14 protein-coding genes and 1 rRNA gene are annotated in these 22,200 nt (G+C 38.9%); 5 read left to right on the top strand and 10 right to left on the bottom strand.

Annotated features, from left to right (window positions below):
• Positions 1-6 precede the first annotated feature (6 nt).
• The 3 genes from TYM08_RS01630 to TYM08_RS01620 form a co-directional block, all read right to left on the bottom strand.
• Positions 7-1,546, bottom strand: a 16S ribosomal RNA gene (locus TYM08_RS01630).
• Positions 1,547-1,989: 443 nt separating this feature from the next.
• Complete coding sequence (locus tag TYM08_RS01625; RefSeq protein WP_422381236.1) at positions 1,990-3,810, bottom strand: ExeM/NucH family extracellular endonuclease; 1,821 nt, start codon at positions 3,808-3,810, stop codon at positions 1,990-1,992.
• A 6-nt stretch (positions 3,811-3,816) separates the two neighbouring features.
• Complete coding sequence (locus tag TYM08_RS01620; RefSeq protein ID WP_422381235.1) at positions 3,817-5,445, bottom strand: NAD+ synthase; 1,629 nt, start codon at positions 5,443-5,445, stop codon at positions 3,817-3,819.
• A 77-nt stretch (positions 5,446-5,522) separates the two neighbouring features.
• Here TYM08_RS01620 and TYM08_RS01615 point away from each other — a divergent pair, with 77 nt between their 5' ends.
• From TYM08_RS01615 to TYM08_RS01605, 3 genes are all read left to right on the top strand, one after another.
• Entirely contained in the window at positions 5,523-7,109 is a 1,587-nt protein-coding gene (locus tag TYM08_RS01615) for a sensor histidine kinase (RefSeq protein WP_422381234.1), read from the top strand.
• A 272-nt stretch (positions 7,110-7,381) separates the two neighbouring features.
• A complete protein-coding gene (locus tag TYM08_RS01610) occupies positions 7,382-8,788 on the top strand; it encodes a sigma-54-dependent transcriptional regulator (RefSeq protein WP_422381233.1) in 1,407 nt (468 codons plus the stop codon).
• A gap of 2 nt (positions 8,789-8,790) precedes the next feature.
• On the top strand, positions 8,791-8,982 hold the full coding sequence (locus tag TYM08_RS01605) for a DUF2986 domain-containing protein (protein ID WP_422381232.1): 192 nt from the start codon (positions 8,791-8,793) through the stop codon (positions 8,980-8,982).
• Positions 8,983-8,985: 3 nt separating this feature from the next.
• Here TYM08_RS01605 and TYM08_RS01600 read toward each other — a convergent pair whose 3' ends face one another.
• Positions 8,986-9,135, bottom strand: coding sequence for a hypothetical protein (locus TYM08_RS01600; protein WP_422381231.1), 150 nt, complete (start codon positions 9,133-9,135; stop codon positions 8,986-8,988).
• Between the two features lie 163 nt (positions 9,136-9,298).
• Here TYM08_RS01600 and TYM08_RS01595 point away from each other — a divergent pair, with 163 nt between their 5' ends.
• A complete protein-coding gene (locus tag TYM08_RS01595; RefSeq protein WP_422381230.1) occupies positions 9,299-10,447 on the top strand; it encodes an AraC family transcriptional regulator in 1,149 nt (382 codons plus the stop codon).
• A gap of 81 nt (positions 10,448-10,528) precedes the next feature.
• Positions 10,529-11,179 (top strand): DUF2306 domain-containing protein, encoded by a 651-nt coding sequence (locus TYM08_RS01590; RefSeq protein WP_422381229.1) that lies wholly within the window; start codon positions 10,529-10,531, stop codon positions 11,177-11,179.
• 254 nt (positions 11,180-11,433) lie between these two features.
• On the opposite strand, the gene TYM08_RS01585 is transcribed toward TYM08_RS01590, so the two are convergent.
• The 6 genes from TYM08_RS01585 to TYM08_RS01560 form a co-directional block, all read right to left on the bottom strand.
• Positions 11,434-11,967, bottom strand: a complete 534-nt coding sequence (locus TYM08_RS01585; RefSeq protein WP_422381228.1) for a hypothetical protein — start codon at positions 11,965-11,967, stop codon at positions 11,434-11,436.
• A 453-nt stretch (positions 11,968-12,420) separates the two neighbouring features.
• Positions 12,421-12,849 carry an SRPBCC family protein gene (locus TYM08_RS01580; RefSeq protein ID WP_422381227.1) on the bottom strand — a complete coding sequence of 143 codons (429 nt, stop codon included), beginning with the start codon at positions 12,847-12,849 and terminating at the stop codon, positions 12,421-12,423.
• A gap of 387 nt (positions 12,850-13,236) precedes the next feature.
• Positions 13,237-13,914, bottom strand: coding sequence for a hypothetical protein (locus TYM08_RS01575; RefSeq protein WP_422381226.1), 678 nt, complete (start codon positions 13,912-13,914; stop codon positions 13,237-13,239).
• A 111-nt stretch (positions 13,915-14,025) separates the two neighbouring features.
• Positions 14,026-15,054, bottom strand: a complete 1,029-nt coding sequence (locus TYM08_RS01570; RefSeq protein ID WP_422381225.1) for a hypothetical protein — start codon at positions 15,052-15,054, stop codon at positions 14,026-14,028.
• A gap of 941 nt (positions 15,055-15,995) precedes the next feature.
• Positions 15,996-17,255, bottom strand: coding sequence for a DUF1552 domain-containing protein (locus tag TYM08_RS01565; protein WP_422381224.1), 1,260 nt, complete (start codon positions 17,253-17,255; stop codon positions 15,996-15,998).
• Between the two features lie 24 nt (positions 17,256-17,279).
• Entirely contained in the window at positions 17,280-22,055 is a 4,776-nt protein-coding gene (locus tag TYM08_RS01560) for a PKD domain-containing protein (RefSeq protein ID WP_422381223.1), read from the bottom strand.
• Between the last annotated feature and the right edge of the window lie 145 nt (positions 22,056-22,200).

Genomic DNA, 22,200 nt, shown 5'->3' with positions numbered 1-22,200 from the left:
ATCGTTTAAGGAGGTGATCCAGCCCCAGGTTCCCCTAGGGCTACCTTGTTACGACTTCACCCCAGTCATGAATCACAAAGTGGTGACCGTCCCCCCGAAGGTTAGACTAGCCACTTCTTTTGCAACCCACTCCCATGGTGTGACGGGCGGTGTGTACAAGGCCCGGGAACGTATTCACCGTGGCATTCTGATCCACGATTACTAGCGATTCCGACTTCACGCAGTCGAGTTGCAGACTGCGATCCGGACTACGAAACACTTTGAGGATTGGCGCCCCCTCGCGGGTTAGCAACCTTCTGTATGCTCCATTGTAGCACGTGTGTAGCCCTACTCGTAAGGGCCATGATGACTTGACGTCGTCCCCGCCTTCCTCCGGTTTGTCACCGGCAGTCTCCTTATAGTCCCCGACATGACTCGCTGGCAAATAAGGATAAGGGTTGCGCTCGTTACGGGACTTAACCCAACATTTCACAACACGAGCTGACGACAGCCATGCAGCACCTGTCTCAGAGTTCCCGAAGGCACTAAAGCATCTCTGCTAAATTCTCTGGATGTCAAGAGTAGGTAAGGTTCTTCGCGTTGCGTCGAATTAAACCACATGCTCCACCGCTTGTGCGGGCCCCCGTCAATTCATTTGAGTTTTAATCTTGCGACCGTACTCCCCAGGCGGTCTACTTATTGCGTTAGCTGCGCCACTAAGAAGACAAGCTTCCCAACGGCTAGTAGACATCGTTTACGGCGTGGACTACCGGGGTATCTAATCCCGTTTGCTCCCCACGCTTTCGCACCTCAGCGTCAGTATTTGTCCAGGGTGTCGCCTTCGCCACTGATGTTCCTTCAGATCTCTACGCATTTCACCGCTACACCTGAAATTCCACACCCCTCTACAATACTCTAGTATGCCAGTTTTGGATGCAGTTCCAAGGTTGAGCCCTGGGCTTTCACATCCAACTTAACATACCGCCTACGCGCGCTTTACGCCCAGTAATTCCGATTAACGCTCGGACCCTCCGTATTACCGCGGCTGCTGGCACGGAGTTAGCCGGTCCTTCTTCTTTGGTTAACGTCACGGCTAATGGCTATTAACCATCAACTTTTCCTCACCAATGAAAGTGCTTTACAACCCTAAGGCCTTCTTCACACACGCGGCATGGCTGCATCAGGCTTGCGCCCATTGTGCAATATTCCCCACTGCTGCCTCCCGTAGGAGTCTGGACCGTGTCTCAGTTCCAGTGTGGCTGATCATCCTCTCAAACCAGCTACGGATCGTCGCCTTGGTAGGCCATTACCCTACCAACTAGCTAATCCGACGCAGACCCATCTAATAGTGTATGGCCCGAAGGTCCCATACTTTGGTCCGTAGACATTATGCGGTATTAATCCAAATTTCTCTGGGCTATCCCCCTCTATTAGGTAGGTTCCTACGCGTTACTCACCCGTCCGCCGCTCGACGCCTTCTAGCAAGCTAGAATCGTTTCCGCTCGACTTGCATGTGTTAAGCCTGCCGCCAGCGTTCAATCTGAGCCATGATCAAACTCTTCAGTTTATATCTAGATACTCATTATTATTAAAACTACTGTAAATAAAATTCACTATGTAAGCTCTAATTGAGTCAAATTTTTTGTGCCGATCTCACGATCTACCGAGGTAAATCATGGACCGGCTATTCGACTTCAACCAGTGCCCACACAAATTGTTTGGTTTAATTATTAAAGAACGTTTGCTTAACTATTCACTTGGAGCCGTTAAGCGAGGCGCGCATTATAAAGAGTTGCGAACCTTTGTCAATATGTTTTTTAAATTTAATTTCAAATTAGATTTAAAAAATTATCAACCGAATCAATGGCTTAGAGCACTAAGTGCTTCGCTTTGATCCACCTGCGTTAACAGGGAGGCGAATAGTACGCTTATTTTAGAATGAGTCAATCATTTTTGTAATTTAATTCCCTTTATTTTCAATGACTTAGCAATCAATGTTAACTTTGCTTATTAATCATTCAGACCTATTAGTACCAAGTCGTGATCACTATTCGCTACAGCCCCTGCAAACTCTGACATTGTCGGATTTTCATCTGTCATTTTTGCAAGCATTGATGGGTAATCACTATTGATACGCCAATCAAAGACAAACTTGATCTTTTGTTTGGCCTGATCATTTACAAGCACATGATCTAGTGTTCCGAGCATCCCATTAAAGCCATAAGTGTAGGATTGTTCGTTCAAATATAATAATAATCGTTTTGAATTAATGAAATCGTTGTTTAAAAACCACAAAACAGGAGACTCATTAGAATAGGCATTTAAGTCTCCTAATAAGATAATCGCTTCATTTGCGTTCGACTTTAGTGCATCAGTTATTTTTTGAGCTGAACGCATTCGCACTGATTCACAACCTCCTTCTACTTTAGCCAAAGCTGAATCACCTTTACAGCTACCTCTGCGTGATTTGAAATGATTCAACACTAACCTTAGTGACTCACCCTCAATTTCAAACACTTGCATTAATGCAGGGCGAACACTTATTCCATTTTTGGCATCATTCAAATCAATCCAAGTTGGTTCTCCTTTCAATGAGACTGTATTTGGTCGATATAGGAACACCTGAGTAATAGCATCAGAGTTTGCTTTACTTGATAACGATCTTAAATATGTGTATTGATTATCTTCACTTTGATACTTATTGAGCGCTTGAGTTAATTCAACAACTGCACTGAATGCGTCAAACCCATCATTCTCAATTTCAATCAACGCCAATATATCTGCATCAACCTGAGTTAACGCACTGACCAATTTAGATTGCTGAATCAAAAACGCCTGCTTTGTTTTTGCACCCCGCTTAGTAGGAAAGGTTTTATTAGCACCCTCACCATTAAAGTAATTTTTCGCATTTAACAGCGCTATTTTATGCTTTGCGTTTTCAGTTATCTTTTTAATATTTGGCAGGGGTTTTACATCAAACTGAACATCATCGTTAGGGATTAATAAATGGTTTTGTTTATAACCATGTTTCACCCCCGTTAAGTATTGAATGGTTGATCCAATATTTATAGGGTTATCTAAACTCAATCCTTTTGAATTTGGATAAGGCAGAAAGCTAGGTTTTAGCTCATAAGAACCGTCATTTAAAAATAACCGATCTTTTTTCATATCCTCAATGGCTGTTTCATACTCTCTTAAACTTAACTGCTTATGTTCGGTAGGAACAAAATGCAATTTTGAAGACAGCACAATTTGCCCGTAATTTTGCAAACCAAACCCTGCCCCATAAAAATCACTGACCATAAGAGAGTCAAACGACACCAGCATCCCTTCTATAGACTCCATAATTAACAAGTCTTTAACAGGTAAGGATATTTTTATAGGTTTGATGATTTGATTAGATGCGCATCGAATGATTTTTTTAACGGACTGTAATTGAGTGACTTGATTGTATTCGCCGACCTTGGCTTTAATAATGATTTGATCGCCTGCGTTTACTTTAAATTGTTTATCGTAAACAAACAGACCTTCTGAGGTTTGTGCAGATTGGTCATAATCATCAATCTGCTCTTGAAGCCAATAGCCTTTATATTGCGTGTCATATTGACCATTTGGTAATACTCCACCTTGTTTTGAAACAGTCACAACGGCTTCAACCCAAACCCATTGACCTATTAATGGGCTAGCGTCATTTTTTAAAGAGGTGATATCAGATTGAATTTGAGAAATGGGCGTGATCTTTTCACCATTGGGAGCCTTACATTTAACTTGCTGCGCCTTTGCATGGAACATACACAACAATAGAATCATTAAATATAAGGTTTGTTTCATAGAAGACTAATCACCTGGTAACCATTTATGTGTAATTGGATAACGTCGATCTCGACCAAATCCTCTTGGTGTGATTCGCACACCTTCTGCCGCTTGGCGTCGCTTGTATTCGTTTCTGTCAATTTGCTTACAGACCCAATATACGGTTTCTTTATCAAACCCTTTTGCACAAATCGCATCGGCAGATAAATCATGCTCAACATAATGTTCAATAATCGCATCTAAAATGTCGTAAGGCGGTAATGAGTCTTCGTCTTTTTGATCAGGCGCTAATTCTGCGGATGGTGGACGCTCAATCACACGTGATGGAATCATAGGTTTAATCGTATTGAGAAAACGCGACAATTCAAACACTAAGGTTTTAGGCACATCTTTTAATGCGTTGTAACCACCACACATATCACCATATAGCGTAGCGTACCCAACGGCCATTTCGCTTTTATTACCTGTGGTTAATACCATTGAACCGGTTTTGTTTGAGATTGCCATTAACATTAGGCCACGAATACGCGCTTGTAAATTTTGTTCCGTCACCCCCGGCTCATCTAAATTCAAAACAGGTTGCAATGTTTTGAACGACGCTTCAAATACATCCACAATTGGCACAATATCAAACTTCACACCCAATAAGTCTGCCTGCTCTTTAGCATCGGCAATGCTCATTTCAGACGTGTACGCAAAAGGCATCATGACAGCATGTACTCGATCAGCACCTAATGCATCAACTGCAATTGCCAAACTTAATCCGCTATCGATTCCGCCAGACAAACCCAAGACAATGCCTGGAAAGCCGTTTTTATTCACGTAGGATTTCAAGCCCAACACCAATGCTTGATGTAATGACTCCATAACAGGCAACCAAGAAGTTTGATTTGTTTCACCGATCGAAAGATTATTACCTTCAACCGCTAAATCCACCGCCGACATAACATCTTCAAATTCAACACAGGTTTGAACGCACTCACCTTGTTGATTCACCACAAACGACGCGCCATCAAAAACCAATTCGTCCTGTGCGTAATGACCATTCACATATAAAACAGGAATCGCATTTTGTTTGGCTATGTTTTGAACTTGCTCAACACGCTGAGCCGCTCGCCCCAAATGAAACGGACTAGCATTTAAAGCTAAGATACATTGCGCACCTAATTCTTTAGCCTGAGCAATGGGCTGATCAAACCAAATGTCTTCGCAAATCAATATTGAAAAAGACACGCCGTTGAAATCAAACACACTGGATTGTTCGCCATGTTCAAAATAACGTTTTTCATCAAACACTTGGTAATTAGGTAAACATTGCTTGTGATACTGATGCACGATTTTTTGATCGTTTATGCACATCGCACCATTAAATAATTGCCCTTCTTTAAACAGAGGCAAACCAATTACAATCGCGCAGGGTAAATCTGCTTTCAATAATTGTTCAATGGCTTGATCAACACGATTTTTTAAACTTGGACGCAACAATAAATCTTCAGGCGGGTAACCAATTAAACACAACTCACTGAATACGACCATTTCGGCCTGTTGCTCGTCAAAAGCTTGCTTGGCTAATTGAATGATTTTTTGGACATTTCCAAAAATATCACCAATTTCAAATCCTTGTTGAGCCATTACAATGCGCAAATTTTTCATAAAACTACTCTAAACACTTTAAAAAAGGGTATTGTGCAATTTATACTGGCCAATACAAGTCTTATTGCATACTGATTATGAATCTTTCAAACATAAAGCTAGAAGAACAACGCATTCCTATTATTCTATTTAACGTATACCGCATCGTCCTTGCGAGTATATTTATACTGATTTTATTTGTGGATTTAAACTCGCCATTAGACGGCATCAAACAGCCCGGCTTACTTAAGTGGTCACTGTTTTTATATACCACATCGATTGGCCTTGCTATTTGGCTGCAATATAAATCTTGGTTAAGTCCAATGGCACTATTTAACATGTTTTTTATCGACATCGTGTTATTGATGGCAATTATGATTGCAACAGGTGGCGTACAATCTGGCTTTGGTACTTTAGTTGTGGTCGATATCGCTGCCTGTTCTATTTTACTATCTCGCAGAAGCTCAATTTTGTTAGCTGCCCTTGCCTGCTCCATTATTGTGTATTGGGAAATTTTTAATAGCTTCAAAAACACACAAACCGAACAATACGTTCGCGCTGCATTCATTGGTTTAAGCTGTTTTGCGACCGCATTAATGATGCAGTACATTGTCAGTCGCGCTAAAAAATCACAAAAAATAGCTGACGAACACCAAAACTTGGTAAGTGATTTAACTCAAATCAATTCCAGTATCGTTGAACGCATTCGAACAGGTATTATTGTTTGCAGTAAAAAAGGTGAAATCCGAACATCCAATGAATCAGCACGCACTTTGCTGGGTTTAAAGAAAAACGAACAAATCAGTGTACTCCCCCAAGCATTGCAAGATTTGTTAAACCAATGGCTAGAACACACAAGCTCACACACTGAAGTATTTAAACCCAAACCTCAATCATCAGACTTACAAATAAACTTTACGCTATTAAAAGACAATCAAGCCAACGACATTTTAGTATTTATCGAAGATTTAGCTCAAATTCAACAACAGGCTCAACAACTAAAACTGGCATCCCTTGGCCAATTTACAGCCGCCATTGCCCATGAAATTCGTAATCCACTTGGCGCAATCAGTCATGCCACGCAATTATTAGCTGAGTCAGAACAAATCTCAGGACCAGATGCGCGTTTATTGCAAATATCCCAAACCCATTGTTTACGTATGAATGAAATCATTGAAAATATTTTACAGCTTTCAAGGCGCAGCCAATCTCAACCTTATGTATTGAATTTATGTGAATGGTTAAATGAGATAACCGAAGAATTCAAGCAATTCAATCATAAACATTTAAATGAAATAAACGTCAATATACATTGCACAACCGACTTAACCGTACGCGTCGACCAAAGCCAGATGAAACAGGTATTACATAACTTAATGCAAAATGGCCTGCGTTATAGCCAAGAAAAAACAGGACAGGCAAAGCTAATCATAAATGCAGGACTAATAAACGATCAGCAACCTTATTTAGATGTCATTGATTTTGGTGTCGGCATCAGCTCAGAAGATGCCCATCGTTTGTTTGAGCCTTTTTATACAACCGACAACAGTGGCACCGGTTTAGGTTTATACATATCAAAAGAATTATGTGAATCAAACCAAGCTAATTTGGAAATTATTACCCCACATGTTGGTGGATGCTTTAGAATCACCTTTTCACATCCCATGCGGTTAGGTAATTTATAATGACCAATGTTAAAAACTATTACCTTAACGATGCAAAGTTGGATGCTTTAGAATCACCTTTTCACACCCCATGCGGTTAGGTAATTTATAATGACCAATGTTAAAAACTATTACCTTAACGATGCAAAGTTGGATGCTTTAGAATCACCTTTTCACACCCCATGCGGTTAGGTAATTTATAATGACCAATGTTAAAAACTATTACCTCAACGATGCAAAGTTGGATGCTTTAGAATCACCTTTTCACATCCCATGCGCCTAGGAAACTTATGATGAGTAAACAGCAAGTATTAATTATTGATGATGAACCCGATATTCGTGAACTCCTAGAAATCACCCTAGGCAGAATGAACCTCATTACCCACACAGCAAAAGATGTGGCCAGTGCAATGAAACTGCTTAATAGCAGAGAGTTTGATTTATGTTTAACTGATATGCATTTACCCGATGGTACGGGGTTGGAAATTTTAGGACATATACAGGCTAATATTCCTAATTTACCGGTGGCCGTTATCACTGCATTTGGCAGCATGGAAACCGCAATCGAATCATTAAAATTAGGTGCGTTTGATTTTATCTCCAAACCTGTGGATCTTCAGCGTTTACGTGAAATTGTACAAAACGCTTTAAAATTAAACCAAACCCCGATTAAAGACATAGAAAAAGACAGCTCAGATTACGACGGCCTTTTAGGTCAATCCGAAGTGATGCTTGCTTTAAAACAAAAAATCAAAAAACTTTCGCGCAGCCAAGCGCCTGTTTTTATTAACGGCCCATCTGGTTCTGGTAAAGAATTAGTCGCTTCATTAATTCATACATTAGGTTCTCGTGCCGACCAGCCGTTTATTCCTGTCAACTGTGGCGCGATTCCTTCAGAATTAATGGAGTCTGAATTTTTTGGTCACAAAAAAGGCGCGTTTACAGGTGCTAATGAGGCCAAACAAGGTTTCTTTCAGGCTGCTCACGGCGGAACATTATTTTTAGATGAAGTGGCAGATCTTCCTCTTGCCATGCAAGTTAAATTATTGCGTGTCATTCAAGAAAAAGCTGTTCGTCCTGTTGGTGAAAACAACGAAGTACCTGTGGATGTACGTATATTAAGTGCCACTCATAAAAATCTATTAGAGCTAATAGAGCAAGGCGATTTTCGCCAAGATTTATATTACCGAATTAACGTAATTGATATCAACGTGCCACCATTACATGAAAGAGGCTGTGATATTGCTTTATTAACGGATTATTTTTTAGAAAAATTAAGTGAAAACTATCAACTTCCAAAGGTCAGTTTATCAGCAGAGGCTAAACTCGCATTAGATCAATACTCATTCCCAGGTAATGTGCGCCAATTGGAGAATATTTTGGAGCGGGCATACACATTATGCGAAGACGATATTATTGAATTAGAAGATTTAAATCTTGAAGATAACGTGATTGCAGCGAAACCCACCGCCGTTGTTAAACCAATCGAACCGATCATTAATGTACAACCAGAAGCATCAAATAACGAATTTCCGATTCCTGATGATATTCAATTAGAGCCCTTTTTAGAAAGCATCGAAAGACGTGCTTTAGCCATCGCTTTGGAAAAAGAACGCTGGAACAAAACCGCCGCTGCAAAACGATTAGGCATTACATTTAGAGCATTACGCTACCGATTAAAGAAGTTGGAGATGGAATAAGCATGAACCGTCGTAAAAAAATTAATGACATTTTAAAAAAACGAAAAAAACAAGCCAATGAAAAAGTCAGCACCAAAAAGAAAAACGGCTACGTATCTAAAGCAGATCGAGCTGCTTTAGAAATAGCCGAACAGTCACAAGCAAATGAAAACAATGACTCAACGCAAATTGACTCAGACAACGAGTCAAAATAAACATTAAAGCATAACCACAATCAGGCTTAGTGACGTTAATAATGCTAGGCCTAAACATGCAGACATCGCAATATTTTGGAATTTACGGCTTTCGCTGTGATCAGGTAATTGTGGTAATACGATGTTTTTGTGGTTTAATTTTTGTGTAGTCATGTGGATATCTCGCTGTTTTGTTTAGTTAGTTAGAGGCTTTATGTGTTTGCCCCTAAGTGATGTAACCATTAAACAATCCAGCGGTGAAAAATCCGTGAAAAAAACTCACAAAAGACAACATTCTGTAATATTTACCCAAATAACCCTCTAAAGACCCTGCCCTATGCCTGATATCCCAATCCTTATTCAATACATATTAGCCATTGGCATTTTTCAAGGTCTCTTAATTAGCTACCTTTTAATTGCGCATCCACACACCAGTATCGCCAGCCGAATTCTTGGGGTTTGGTGTTTATTGTTTGCCCTTAGTTTTACCTCCCCTATGATTTACACCCATGGATTAAACACACCACTTGTATACATCTTTGGTTGGTTAGACTTTTTCCCGGCTATTTATGGCGCTATTTTATATTTATATTGCCGCCAATCCTTCAGCAAACAACGTTTTAAAAAATTAGATATTCTACATGCCAGCGCATTTATTCTGATGCTAGCGCTTAATTACGAAATATTATTTGCCAGTTACGACACACGCATGGCATACATCACCAACCATCAAACTCAATCCATTATTCATCCTTTATCACAATATTTATTATACGCCCAAGCCTATATTTACATGATGTTAGCGACACGATTGACCCTAAAAAACCAAAAACGCGCCCAAGCTGAACTCGCCAACTTTCACCCAAAAACCTTCAGCTGGATCAAAACGCTACTATTGTTTAATGTCATTATTTGGAGCTTAAAGCTGATTGCCTACTTTAATGATTATTGGATGAGCGTGTCATTTATTGCAGACACCTTAATCGTCATGTTGATTTACGTCATCGGTTTAGCACAATGGAAAAACCCAGGCATCTTTCAAGTCAAACTTGAAATTGATGAACCTGAGCATCCACCAAAGCAAAAGACTGAATCAAATAAAACACAAGAGAGCAACTTTCAGCTCGACCACGACACTCGCGCCTCCATTTTAAGTGCAGCCAAAAACATACTCATTAACGAACAACGATTTAAAGATAAAGACCTAAACCTACAAACCCTTGCGCAACTTGTGGGTGTGAGCCAACATCATCTATCCGAAAGCATCAACCAAAATGCAGGCTGCAACTTTTACCAACTCATCAACCAACATCGAGTCGATTTTGTGTGCGAACAACTCAAAAACAATCACGATTTAAAAGTCATCGACTTATGTTTTGAAGCGGGTTTCTCATCAAAGAGTACGTTTAACTCCGTATTCAAAAAATACACCCAACTCACACCAAGCCAATTTAGATCAATAAACAAGGGGGCTTCGAGCGAATAAGACGTGCAATTCGGCCAATGTGGACGCTGACAGAATAAAATCCATTTACTCTAGTGAAATCGAATTCACTAGGAAAAGCACATGACAACATTCACAAACAATCCAAACCCATCAAAAAAAACAGCGACTCTCAAAACCAATTATTGGTTATGGGGCATGTTATGTTTATCAGTATTAGTGGCCATCTATGCATTCACCCTACCCTGGATGCTTGAATTTTTACCCACGCCAATTCATAGCGGATTTTTAGAACGCTCATTTACATTATTCTTATTTCACGTAATAGCCGCAGGCATTGCGCTAATCATCGGCCCCATACAATTCATCCTAGCGCGACATTTTCCGCGCCACCCAAGTTTAAAAACATGGCACAGTAACCTGGGCCGAATATATTTAATGGCCGTGATCATTGGCACCATTGGCGGCACCTATTTATCGTTTTATGCACAGGGCGGATTAATCAGCACGATAGGATTATTAACCCTGAATGCATTGTGGATAAGTTCAACATTGATTGCTGTCTGGCATATATTAAACGCCAATGTCATTGCCCATAAAAAATGGATGACACGCAGTTTCGCTCTAACCTTTGCTGCGGTGACATTACGATTAGAGATGCCATTGCTTGGTATTTTTTTCGAACAGGTTACCGTTTCACAAATTGTATATTGGTCGTGTTGGTCAATTAATTTGTTAGTGGTTGAGCTTTGGATGAGACTTAAGAAAAGCTAAATATGAGAGGGGCTTAATTCTGAGCATTAAGGAACCAGCTAATACGATGGCTTCGAGTAATGCCCTACTTTTCAATTTATCAGCTTAGAATTTTAAATTCAGTCTGTGCTTCAAATTAGTTAATTGGAATAAGTAAAATCCCCCAGTTAGTCATTGAGGAATTTATAGATCACTCGTGATATTACATTTGAAATTTAAGGCTCGCAGATATCACTTCAAAAAATTAACACTAGACTCCAAAAACAACCTAACCATTAACTAAAACTAATCGAATCCGTAAATAATTCATAAAAAGTCCCATCTTGAAAATACACTTTAAAGTTAAAAACATGAGTGCTATTTGTTTCAGGGGGACCCAGCAATGATATTGCAATTTGATCTGAATTATAAAACAAGTTAAAACGATCAATTAAGTTGGTGCCTTGAGGTGTTTCATCATCAAAATCACTATTGGAATAAATTTCAATTTTAGTAATTGATTCGGAAGGCTCTGTATCGTAATAAGTATAACATTGTGAAGTTGCCAAAACAGGCTGAATAAATGAAAATTCCGACCAATTTATAAATGATGTAGAAGCTAATGGCTCTGGAGTATGATGTATATAAATAGTTAGACTCAAATCACTGAAATTAATAGTACTACCAGACAGATAAGATTGCTGCGTAGAAATTTGTTCTGTTCTGATACTGACTCCATCAATCTTAAACGTATAAGGGCCGGGACAGCTACAGGATAAAATACCCGAAAATACAAATAAAACAATCAAGAAAACCGTTCTAGGCCTCATAAAAACTCCAATTTAAAAAATAACTATTGATTTACGATGAATTAAATTCTGATATAAAAATTATACCTCATAAAAATTCTTAAAACTTAACAAAATCTATTTGAGATATAACACGACACTAATAAATATATTTAATTGTCGCAATAAAGTTAAAATTGTTAAGTAGTTCCCCATTGGCAATACCAGCTGACAACTGAATATTATTATTTGTGTTAACAATTGAGCCGAGAACTTTGTATTTCGGATACACAATATGATCTGGAAAAGTAATGACAGATAATTCAGAATCAATTAAAAACTTCAAATTATCTGAATAGGAATGATCGATTAATCTTATTTTCGTATCGAAGGACTACCAAGACAGACTGATTTAACACTTCGCGAAGCGAAACACAAAGAAGGCGGAGTGTTTTGCGTCGGTTTTAATTTGTTTTGTATTTTAATAGAAATTTATTAGTTTATGCTAATTTCTGCATATTTCTTTAAACTGGCCAGCCTTTTCTTAGCATGCTGAAGAAAGAAATAATTAACAAAAAAAGTTAAAATTTTGGGGTGACACAAAATATTATATTTAAATGTTACAACCGTATTATTACCTTTTTCTTTGAAAGTCCAAGAACCTGCAAATTTCTTTATATACCATGGGCCTTCTATCATTTTTATTGAAGCTGTTTCAGGTGTTTTATAAGAAACATATTCAACTATCATTGATCTACCTGACTTATCACAAACCTCAATCTGTAATCCAGTTTTAATTTTGCTTCCATTAATGAATTTATATGATTCTGGAAATGGATCCCAATCTAAGCGTATAGAATAATCTTGAGTTAATTTGAATAATTTTTCTTTGCTTGCACCAATTTCTAAGGAGTGTTTAATCATAATACACATAACGAGGCTGTAGAAAAATTAACTTTCTTCAACGCTCATTTTTAATTTAATTAATTTCAAACAGTATATTCATTCTCACAAAATATTTGAAACGTTAATTTCAAAAAAATTATTATATCACACTGATTTAATTGAGTATTACCCAAAAAAAGAAACAGTAGTATGACAGTAAGGATGCTTCTCAAATTTTAAACATGAAAAAAATTGAAGGAAGCCAAAACCCAGAAAAAAGTCACAGAAAAGAAAAACACTATAAATGAAGACCGGGGTAGACGCGCATGGATGCACTAATGGCATGACAGCAGGATGCTGGAATACCCAACAATTGGTTAATTTAAATCAAAGTAGTTGCGGCTACGCGCAATCTATTCTTATTTATTAGGCATAGTACTTGCCCCTTATTTCTAGTAGCTTTCCGTATTCCTCAAGTGATTCAAAAATAAGCAATTGCATTTGACTCACTTCTTTTCGGTGGCGTTTTGCTGATTTATTAACCGAATTTTCGTCCATCGCCCAAATAGCAATTTGGCTTTTGCTTGGCAATTCGACACCAGCTTCGTAGGCAGACCTAATATGAGTGCTCACATCATCACTTAGATCTTGAATAGTAAAAACTTGACCACGAGCAATAAAGTCTGAAGCTTCGTAGATTTCGTTCGCAAGCTCAACATCTAGTCCTGCATCAGAGATGGCGGAATACACAAACCAAAAATCATCTATCCTTGCGTCCTTTGAAACACCGCTTTCACTAAACCCACCAGGCAGCCTCTTGGATAACGCCAACTGAAATTTAAATGTGGACTTTTGAGACTCTTTTAAAACCTCAATTGATTGCTCAGCCTCTGCTTTTACTTGACGAAGTTTGATTACATTTCCCGCTATAGACAGTTCCGATATTTCTGACATCAAGCCAATTGCTATGCCGACAACAATAAGCCCAAGGGTAAACGCAACAAATTCACCACCAGATAATTTACCAGCTATCAAAAGGCAGTAAGAAATCGATGATCCAATTAGTGCGACTAGTATTCCGAGAATCGCTAAAAGATATTTCATATTTTCCCTTGGGGTGCCTAACGCCGTTTTAAGCGGCAAATTGCTGTTGGCTAAAATAAGTGAGGCACGAACAAAAAGCCAACTGTAATTTGTCCGACTTGAAAACCCTTGTTAGGAATATTCTTGCGTTATACCACCGTAGACTTCTGTAACAGTTAACTCTATCCAATTTTTGGATATCAACTGTTGAATACTACAAATAATTAATGCAACTCCAAAATTCGTTAAATCAAAAATTCTATCTTCTGTCTCAAAATCTAGTGGATGCGCGACCTTATAGCCCCCATGAATAAATGAACTTCTTAAGTCATTAAGCTCACGTAGCTTTTTACTTAACGCTTTTTGTTTATTTACTGGAACAGTTAATAAAAATACTGCTTTTTCTTTAATGTCATTAAAGCCTCTGCCAGCTTTGGTTCCATAAATAGCTTCTAATGCATGGAAAATCCATGAAACCATACTGATACCTGCATCCATTCTGCATATATGTAACAAAGAGAACAGGGATCGTTCAATTGAGTGTTCCGATTTCATCTGCAAGCCAATATTTAAATTATCAAACCAAGCTTTTACCTGCGGAACCTGAATTATAGTTGGGAATGCAATAGTCTTTTCGAACTCTGCATTGAGCGAGTGTTGAAAATAAAAATTGGAAAGTTGTAATTTATACTCTTCTTCATTTAGCTCCAATCGCGCATTAAATAGATCCAAAATACCAGGAACACTCAAATTTGCTATTAGGAAAATATCCATTAGTAGTTTCTTAAATGCAAGAATATCTTTATTGGGATTTTCATTATTAGTGATAGTAACCTTAACAGGCAACTCTAACGGAGCAAGCTCACTACTATCTTCATCTGTTTTAATTATTGCTATGGCTTTGTAGATATTTCCGTCGATCTCAGTATAAAACCGCCCATTTTCATCATAACTCTCTTCAATAACATCAATTAATTTATTCCAGTCTATTGTTGACTTATATTCAACCTCATCCCAAATAATATTGTTTGATGAATACAATTGTGCAAGTTGTTTAATGGCTTCAATATCTAAATTACGTATATTAGTCTCATCACCACTATAGTCACGAGGCATGAAGCTAATCTTTAATACTCCATCAATGTGCAAATTAAACTCCATATTCCTAACATGTTATTAGACGGATTTTTTCTACATTTCGCATTTTCAATAGTTACCGTCGATTTGTTTGAAAGTCACAATATACATGAGCTCAAGCATAATTAAAATTACTAAAACAACTATTTTTTTAAGACAAATACAGAAAATTTGACATGCAGGGATGCAGTGAGTTGAGGACGTACAGAAACTGCCTACTATTTCTGTCGGCCTATTTCATTTTTCAAGGTATTGTGTTTTTTCTGGATTTACTATTTTTTTGGCTAAATCTGGATATCCAGTCAGCACTGATTGTAGGTAACAATATGCAATGCCTTATTTTTTCATGATTTGGATTGTTTTTTCCGAATGAATCCGGAACCTACAGGTGAGGTTAATTTCTATATCGAGGACGACGTAAAAATGATGTTAGTTTTTTCGTAATGAATCACGAACCTACAGGTATGAAAAACTAGACAGGCATTTTTAGAAATTTGTGCTGAGATTGAATGATTGTTTTGTTGATTGAAGCCGTTGGGTGATGTTTTTTGTATTGATTTGGATAGTTTTTTCCGAACGATTGCATGCTCTTCGGCTTTGGCATCCCGATGAATCCGGTACCTACAGGTGATATTAATTTTTATTATTTTTAAACTGGTAACCACTCCATTACATTTACAGAAATTATTTAGACACTCATGTATAGAAATTATTTAGACACTCATGTTTAGCTTCAAAAAAGACTCAGATCCCCAACGACAAAACTGTTAAGGATGACAGGCACGATCAATTATTTATTTTAGTTTGTCCAAGCAAAACTTCCATGTCCTGTTCACGTCCCTTGTACACACCCATGTGTAAAAACTTCCTACCTTTTCACAATAATGTATCGCAAAATTTAAAACAAAAAAAAGACCAAGGCTTTCACCTTAGTCTTTATTCATTACAAAATAGCTGTCTATCTTTTATTTCAAAATACTCGCCACTTCACCTGTTCCATATTGGGGAACTTGACCTTCCACCCCCAGTGCAACTGATATGGTATCCAGCAAATCATAATTATGCGCGACGGTCATGCCGCGACCTACGTTCATGTGTTTGCCGCCTGCCATTGTAAATGGTGCGTTTACGGAATCGTGTGCATCACCGTTACCCATGCAACTTACTTGTAAGACGATGGTGGTATCTAATAAGCTGTCGCCATTTTCATCTTCTGTGTCTCGTAGTAATTTAATTAAGTACGCAAAACGATCCGTAAGAAAAGCTCGATAGGCTGCGTATCTTGCTGGCTGACCGGAGTGTATCGCGCCATGGTAATCGCCATAAGTTGATAACACGTCGTCATCTGCGGTAAACCCTGCGCCATTTGTGCTTAATTGAATTGAGATTACGTTGGTTAATCCGCATTTTAATGCGGCCACTGCGTTTTCACATTGCATGTTGTTTACTTTTGTAAAGTGCCCAATTTCTTCGCCATTCCAATTATATAATTCTTGAGTACGATTATCGCAACCAGGTAATGGCACCTGTGCATTTTCAAAGTTGCTGATGACTTTTTCTATTTGGGCCTGGTGTTGTTCTAGTTTTTGTAATTCAAACGCGCCTAGTTTGCTTTTGATTTCAGCCAATTCGGCTTTGTTATGATCTAATGCAAATTTGAATCTTTTTTCAGCGGGTCCTCCGGTTTCTACGCCACTGGCAAATAAGGATTCAAACACAGTAACCGGGTTGTCGTTGGCCACAATGTGATTGTAATTACGCCATGTAATTGCGCTGCCACCACCGGTTTCTACACCAATTTGTAATGAGGGAAAAGGTGTAGTTGCACCCAGTAGTTTTTCTAATTTAATATCATAGGTATCACTGCCCGTTGCGCTGTATTCTCCACCTAAAATACCAATGCCGCCGTCACCATGGCCGTTACCACCTGTTGTACAGCCATCAAATACAATCACGCTGTCTTTTACAGGCTCAAGCCCTTTGGACGTTGTGCCTAAGCTGCCGTTGTTCCATGTGTATGTGCCAGGAGGCGCACCGTCTGGAATGTAGAAAAATACAACGCGCTTGATGCCATTTACGCCGCCTTCAGCTTGGCCTGCTCGACTTGCCATTAAACTTAATCCTAACGCACTGCCTTTTAATGCAGCGGTTGATATACCTGAACTTGCCACCGTTTTTAGAAAATTACGGCGCTGTACATCTTGTGGGGTTTTTAATTTTTTCATTTCTATTTACCTTAATTTGCCGTATTAACGATTTCTGATTTTTCTAAAACGCACGATGTCTGAAATACCAAATTCTATAAGCGCCGCTTTTGGATTGTCATTATTTGTGTTCATTTGATCCATCATGGCATCAGTGGTACACGCATAATCTTCACGCTCTGAATCGGTCATGACGATGGCACTTGGATTGTCATGATCAAATTCATCAGGACCGGTGCCCATCATGTATCTGAAACTCATTTCAACCATACACGCACGAGTAACATCTTCACTGGCTAATACTTCGCCTAGGTTTTCTGCCCCTTGGAAAGATCTAGATTGTGAGTAATCAAAAATATTATCAATGCCATATAACACAGATTGATGGGTCGCTTTTTCTGGCTCAAAACCTTCAAAGTCAACGGTTAATCCGTTTGCATAATGGGTTCTTGGTAAGCCGGCTGCATCAAAATCTTCTAGGCCGACACCTAATGGATTAATGATGTATTCGTGACAAGATTTACATTCTTCCACATCGGTGTTGATGTAATCCAAATGAGATTGACGAATATTGCCATTATTAAGGGCGCTAACACGTTCTACTTCGGCTGCTTGCTCTTCACGAATGACACCTAAGTCAATGTTTGAAGGAAAAGGCGGTAAATGTTGACATAAGAAACGTTCACGCAAACGCACACCACGAATAATTAGTTTAGATTCCGTAGGAGATGCCCAAGCACTTAAAAACGCGCCTGTTGTGGTAATACCACCGCGACCGGGGGCATTCATTTTTACAAAGTCATCGCCCGTTACACCGCCAATGCCATAAAAATCTGCCAATGTGCTATTTACAAAGGTGTAGCTAGAATCGTATAAATTTGAAAACGGCACCGAATCATCAAAGATCACATCTTTAACGATTTCTCGGACTTCTTGCGCCATCGCTTTACGAACTGCATCAGTATAAGTTGGGAACAATGTTTCATCTTTTTCTGCATTTAACACCGCATCTGAAGTTAGCCATTGTGCTGCAAACTGACCAAAATGCGATTTGGATGCATCGGTTGCCAGTAAACGCTCTATTTGAGCCTGTACTTCTTCATCAGTAAACAGACCTTCATTTGCTGCACCTAGCAACTCATCATCTGGGGTTGAGCCTGTGTAGGTATACGCTAAAAATGTTGCCATTTCATAAGGGGTTAATGCATAGGCATCGTCGTCCATATCTGGCACAACAAACTCAACCTCTTCACCTAATGAAAATTCTAACTTATCTAAATAGTTTGCTTTACCATCTTGATATGGCGCTTTGATAGAAAATGTTTGATCACCCGTTAAACCATTAACTAAGAACTTCATTGTTTTGTAGTTTTCTGGGGATGGGCCACTGTAAAGCACTTGTGTACCGACTTTAATTTCAACATTGGATGTATTGCCTTTAAAGCGAATATTCACCAAGGTGCCTTCTTCAAAGTTTTGAATAATCTGCCAATCTACATTGTGTTCCAACTGAGTTGTGGCTTTAGTACCACCTGGATGATACGCACCAAAGTCTGTCATTGGTCTAGATACGGGGGTTGATGTGGATTTATACATAGTTGGCGCATTGGCTATATAAGCCTCATATTCAGCTTTATTCATCCCTACTTCAGATCGATATAAGAAATAAGGCGACATCAACATGGTACGAAGCGCTAAATGCATACTGTCTGCTGGCTCACCTTCTGTGCCTGCATCGCGATTATTAAACGCTAATAAATATGCATTCTCTTCAGCGGCAGTAATTGGACGACGAAACGCGCGTGGCAATACTTCACCTGTAAAGGCACCAGAGCAATCTCCTCCAGCAATACAGTTACCTGCACCTTTTACATTCACAAAATCAGTTAACTTAGCATCATCTGCAATCACGCTAGCCAATGATTCAAACGCTTTAAAGCGGTTAAAATCGATTTCGGTTTTAGTATGGTTACTGAATTCATGAATTTTAGAGTTAGCAATTAATTTAGAGCGATCTACTTCATAGCCAATTAAGTCTTTAACTGTATTTGCATATTCTTCAACGGTTAATAAACGCATTTGACGTGGGCCGTATTTAACGGCGTCTTGTTTTTCAGCTGGACAGCTGTAGGACGTCACTACTCGCTCCCAAGTCATCATAAACGCTTCGATATCTGCAGTACATTGCCCTTCGCAAGTTTCAGATTGATTCGGTGGCATAGTGGTGTTGATTTTGTGGTACAAATTATCAAGTCCATCTAAATAACGGTTAATGGCAATAGGCTCGTACATACTTTGAATACCAATACCGTACTCTTTATGACATTCAAAACACTGCGCATTGTATAATTCTTCGCCAGTGACAGGATCACCAATTAATTTTGGAATGGTAGACACTTTAATGGTTTTGACACCGCTTAATACGCCATCAGACACTGTCAAAGTGACGCTAAATTCTTGCTCACCTGTATAATCATGGACCGCAATCACACCATCATCGAAGCCGCCATCACCAAAACTCCAATTATAAGTTAATCCATCCATATCTAAATCAGTGGAACTTGATGCATCAAATGTAAAGCTGTTACCGGTTTGTGAATAAGTAAACAAAGCTCTAGGGGCAGAATTAGCAGGCGCCTCCACTACTACAACACGAGTAATTGAGTCTTGATTATTGCTATCACTGACTGTCAACGTAACTGAATAAGTACCTGCAGATGCGTAAGTATGGTCAACCGTTTTACTTGACCCCATTTGAGTATCGCCAAAGTCCCACTCATAGGTTAAAGCATCGCCTTCAAGATCTTTTGTACCGCTTGCATCAAACGCAACTAATGTCGTCGCACTTTGTGTGAAGAAAAAGCTAGGGATCGGTGTTTGGTTTTGGATCACAACCGTTTTAGTCTGGGTACCGATTGCACCACGAGGATCTCTTACATTTAATGTAATGGATTTTTCCCCAGATGACGCAAAACTATGTGAGGCTAAAGACAGTGTTGATACTATTTCATCATCAATTACCCACTCATAAGTAAGCGCTTGGTCCTCTGCATCTGTTGACGTTGAAATTAACGTCACATTTAAATCTTTCACTGTAAACTCAAAATCCGCAACCGGCGCTATATTGGCTGAGTTTGAAGCCTCAATTGTTTGAGTTAACGTCGCTTCGCCATAAGCATCGGCCACTGTTAAAGTCACGTTAAAACTGTCTTCAGTTAAGTAAGTGTGGGTGGCATGAGCATCGTTACTAGCAACCTTTGTGTTGCCATCGCCAAAGTCCCAAGCATAAGTAAAGCTGTCGTCATCTTCATCCATTGAGGTCGAAGCATCAAAAGTTGCATTTAACTTATCAGTTGAGAATGTAAACAATGGCTTAGGCGCTGTATTAGGTTTAACTAACGTTATGGTTTTAGACACAACTGCCAATCCGCCTTTTCCGTCTGAAACCGTTAGAGTCACAACTTTTTCGCCAGCAGTGGCAAACGAGAAATTGGCTTCTTTGCCCTCTAAGGCTATTCCTTCAAAATCCCAAACATACTTTAATGTATCGCCGTCAGCATCTGATGAACCTGATGCATCAACAAAAACCGTTAAGCCACTGACTACTGGAGATGCAAATACAGCTTCTGGATTCGAATTATTTGCAAGCGCAATATAAGTTCGCATCTGTGCCATCAGTGCACGCCAAGTGACCTCTTCATCTCCATCGATGGTCAATAAATGATTATTTTGACCTTCAACTGGGTTGGCAAATACTTTATCAAAACCGTCTGGTTGCCCTAATAAAGTAATTAATCCAGCTTCAGCAGAAATGAGTGAAATATCAGCTTGAGTTTCGCCCATAGAAAAACGACTCATGCCATTATTGTAATGACACACCGCACAGTCAACTGACAAGAAATCATAAAACGCTTTTTCAAATAATGTGTAATATTCCTGCTTTACACTTGGGTTATCAGTCACCATAACCGTTTGACTTGTTTTAGATTCGAACTCACCATCAGAAACCGTTAACACTACCGTGTAAGATCCAGCAAACCCATATTTATGAATTTGCAATGCTTCATCATTTTCTAAAATAGTATTATCACCAAAATCCCATGTGTAAGTTAACGAAGCACCTTCAGGGTCCGTTGAGTCCATTGCACTGACATTCACAGTTAAATAATTTTGATTTACACCTGAAATCACTGCAATTGGCGCTTTATTTTGCGTAGATGACACCGCCACTCTACGAGTGGTCACTTTTTGCGCACCGTCGCTATCACTAACCGTTAGCGTCACATCATAAGTATTTGGAGAGGCAAATGTATGAGTAGGATTTGCAATTGTTGAAGTTTGAGAATCACCAAAATTCCAAGCGTAGCTATATGGTGCTTTACCACCTGTTACATCGGCTGAAAAATTCACGTTTAACAAATTACTGCTGTAGGCAATATCGGCAGATAGGGGTTGGTCTTCTAATTCATAAATGACCATAACTGTAATTGTTTTAGCCGGTGCCTTTGAATTTTGATCGCTGATGATCAGTGTCACTTTATACGAACCAGCGGTTTTAAATTGATGCGTTAATGTTGGAGTATCTGTTGTCACCAAACCAGACTCTTCGCCAAGATTCCAGGTATACACAGGCTTGACATCATCCGTTGCTGTAAACGACAAAGAAAAATCTAAATCCACATTTCCATCATTAGTTTTGATCGATGCATTGGATTGAGATTGAACCGTAATAACTGAACTAGACTCCAGCGGCTGAGCCGGATCACAGCTAGCTAGCGCTATTATTGTACAGAAGCAAATAATTAGGCTTTTGATTTTCATAGGTTTCTCACTTGAAATATTCATAAAATAAAATTTTTTATCACAATACTTAGTCAAAAAAACCATATACCACGCTTACTTCTTTACAATGAAAGAAACAAACATTACAAGATGCAAACAGTATTGAAATATTTAGAAACATTAT

Source organism: Marinicellulosiphila megalodicopiae (assembly GCF_045862395.1).
GTDB lineage: Bacteria > Pseudomonadota > Gammaproteobacteria > Pseudomonadales > Natronospirillaceae > Marinicellulosiphila > Marinicellulosiphila megalodicopiae.
Note: the sequence above shows the minus strand (reverse complement) of the source record. Positions and strands in the feature narration are given on the sequence as shown.

Coding starts and splice junctions, on each gene's coding strand:
- TYM08_RS01625 (WP_422381236.1), bottom strand. CDS start 3,810: ATGAAACAAACCTTATATTTAATGATTCTATTGTTGTGTATGTTCCAT.
- TYM08_RS01615 (WP_422381234.1), top strand. CDS start 5,523: ATGAATCTTTCAAACATAAAGCTAGAAGAACAACGCATTCCTATTATT.
- TYM08_RS01610 (WP_422381233.1), top strand. CDS start 7,382: ATGAGTAAACAGCAAGTATTAATTATTGATGATGAACCCGATATTCGT.
- TYM08_RS01560 (WP_422381223.1), bottom strand. CDS start 22,055: ATGAAAATCAAAAGCCTAATTATTTGCTTCTGTACAATAATAGCGCTA.
- TYM08_RS01585 (WP_422381228.1), bottom strand. CDS start 11,967: ATGAGGCCTAGAACGGTTTTCTTGATTGTTTTATTTGTATTTTCGGGT.
- TYM08_RS01580 (WP_422381227.1), bottom strand. CDS start 12,849: ATGATTAAACACTCCTTAGAAATTGGTGCAAGCAAAGAAAAATTATTC.
- TYM08_RS01565 (WP_422381224.1), bottom strand. CDS start 17,255: ATGAAAAAATTAAAAACCCCACAAGATGTACAGCGCCGTAATTTTCTA.
- TYM08_RS01575 (WP_422381226.1), bottom strand. CDS start 13,914: ATGAAATATCTTTTAGCGATTCTCGGAATACTAGTCGCACTAATTGGA.
- TYM08_RS01595 (WP_422381230.1), top strand. CDS start 9,299: ATGCCTGATATCCCAATCCTTATTCAATACATATTAGCCATTGGCATT.
- TYM08_RS01600 (WP_422381231.1), bottom strand. CDS start 9,135: ATGACTACACAAAAATTAAACCACAAAAACATCGTATTACCACAATTA.
- TYM08_RS01620 (WP_422381235.1), bottom strand. CDS start 5,445: ATGAAAAATTTGCGCATTGTAATGGCTCAACAAGGATTTGAAATTGGT.
- TYM08_RS01570 (WP_422381225.1), bottom strand. CDS start 15,054: ATGGAGTTTAATTTGCACATTGATGGAGTATTAAAGATTAGCTTCATG.
- TYM08_RS01605 (WP_422381232.1), top strand. CDS start 8,791: ATGAACCGTCGTAAAAAAATTAATGACATTTTAAAAAAACGAAAAAAA.
- TYM08_RS01590 (WP_422381229.1), top strand. CDS start 10,529: ATGACAACATTCACAAACAATCCAAACCCATCAAAAAAAACAGCGACT.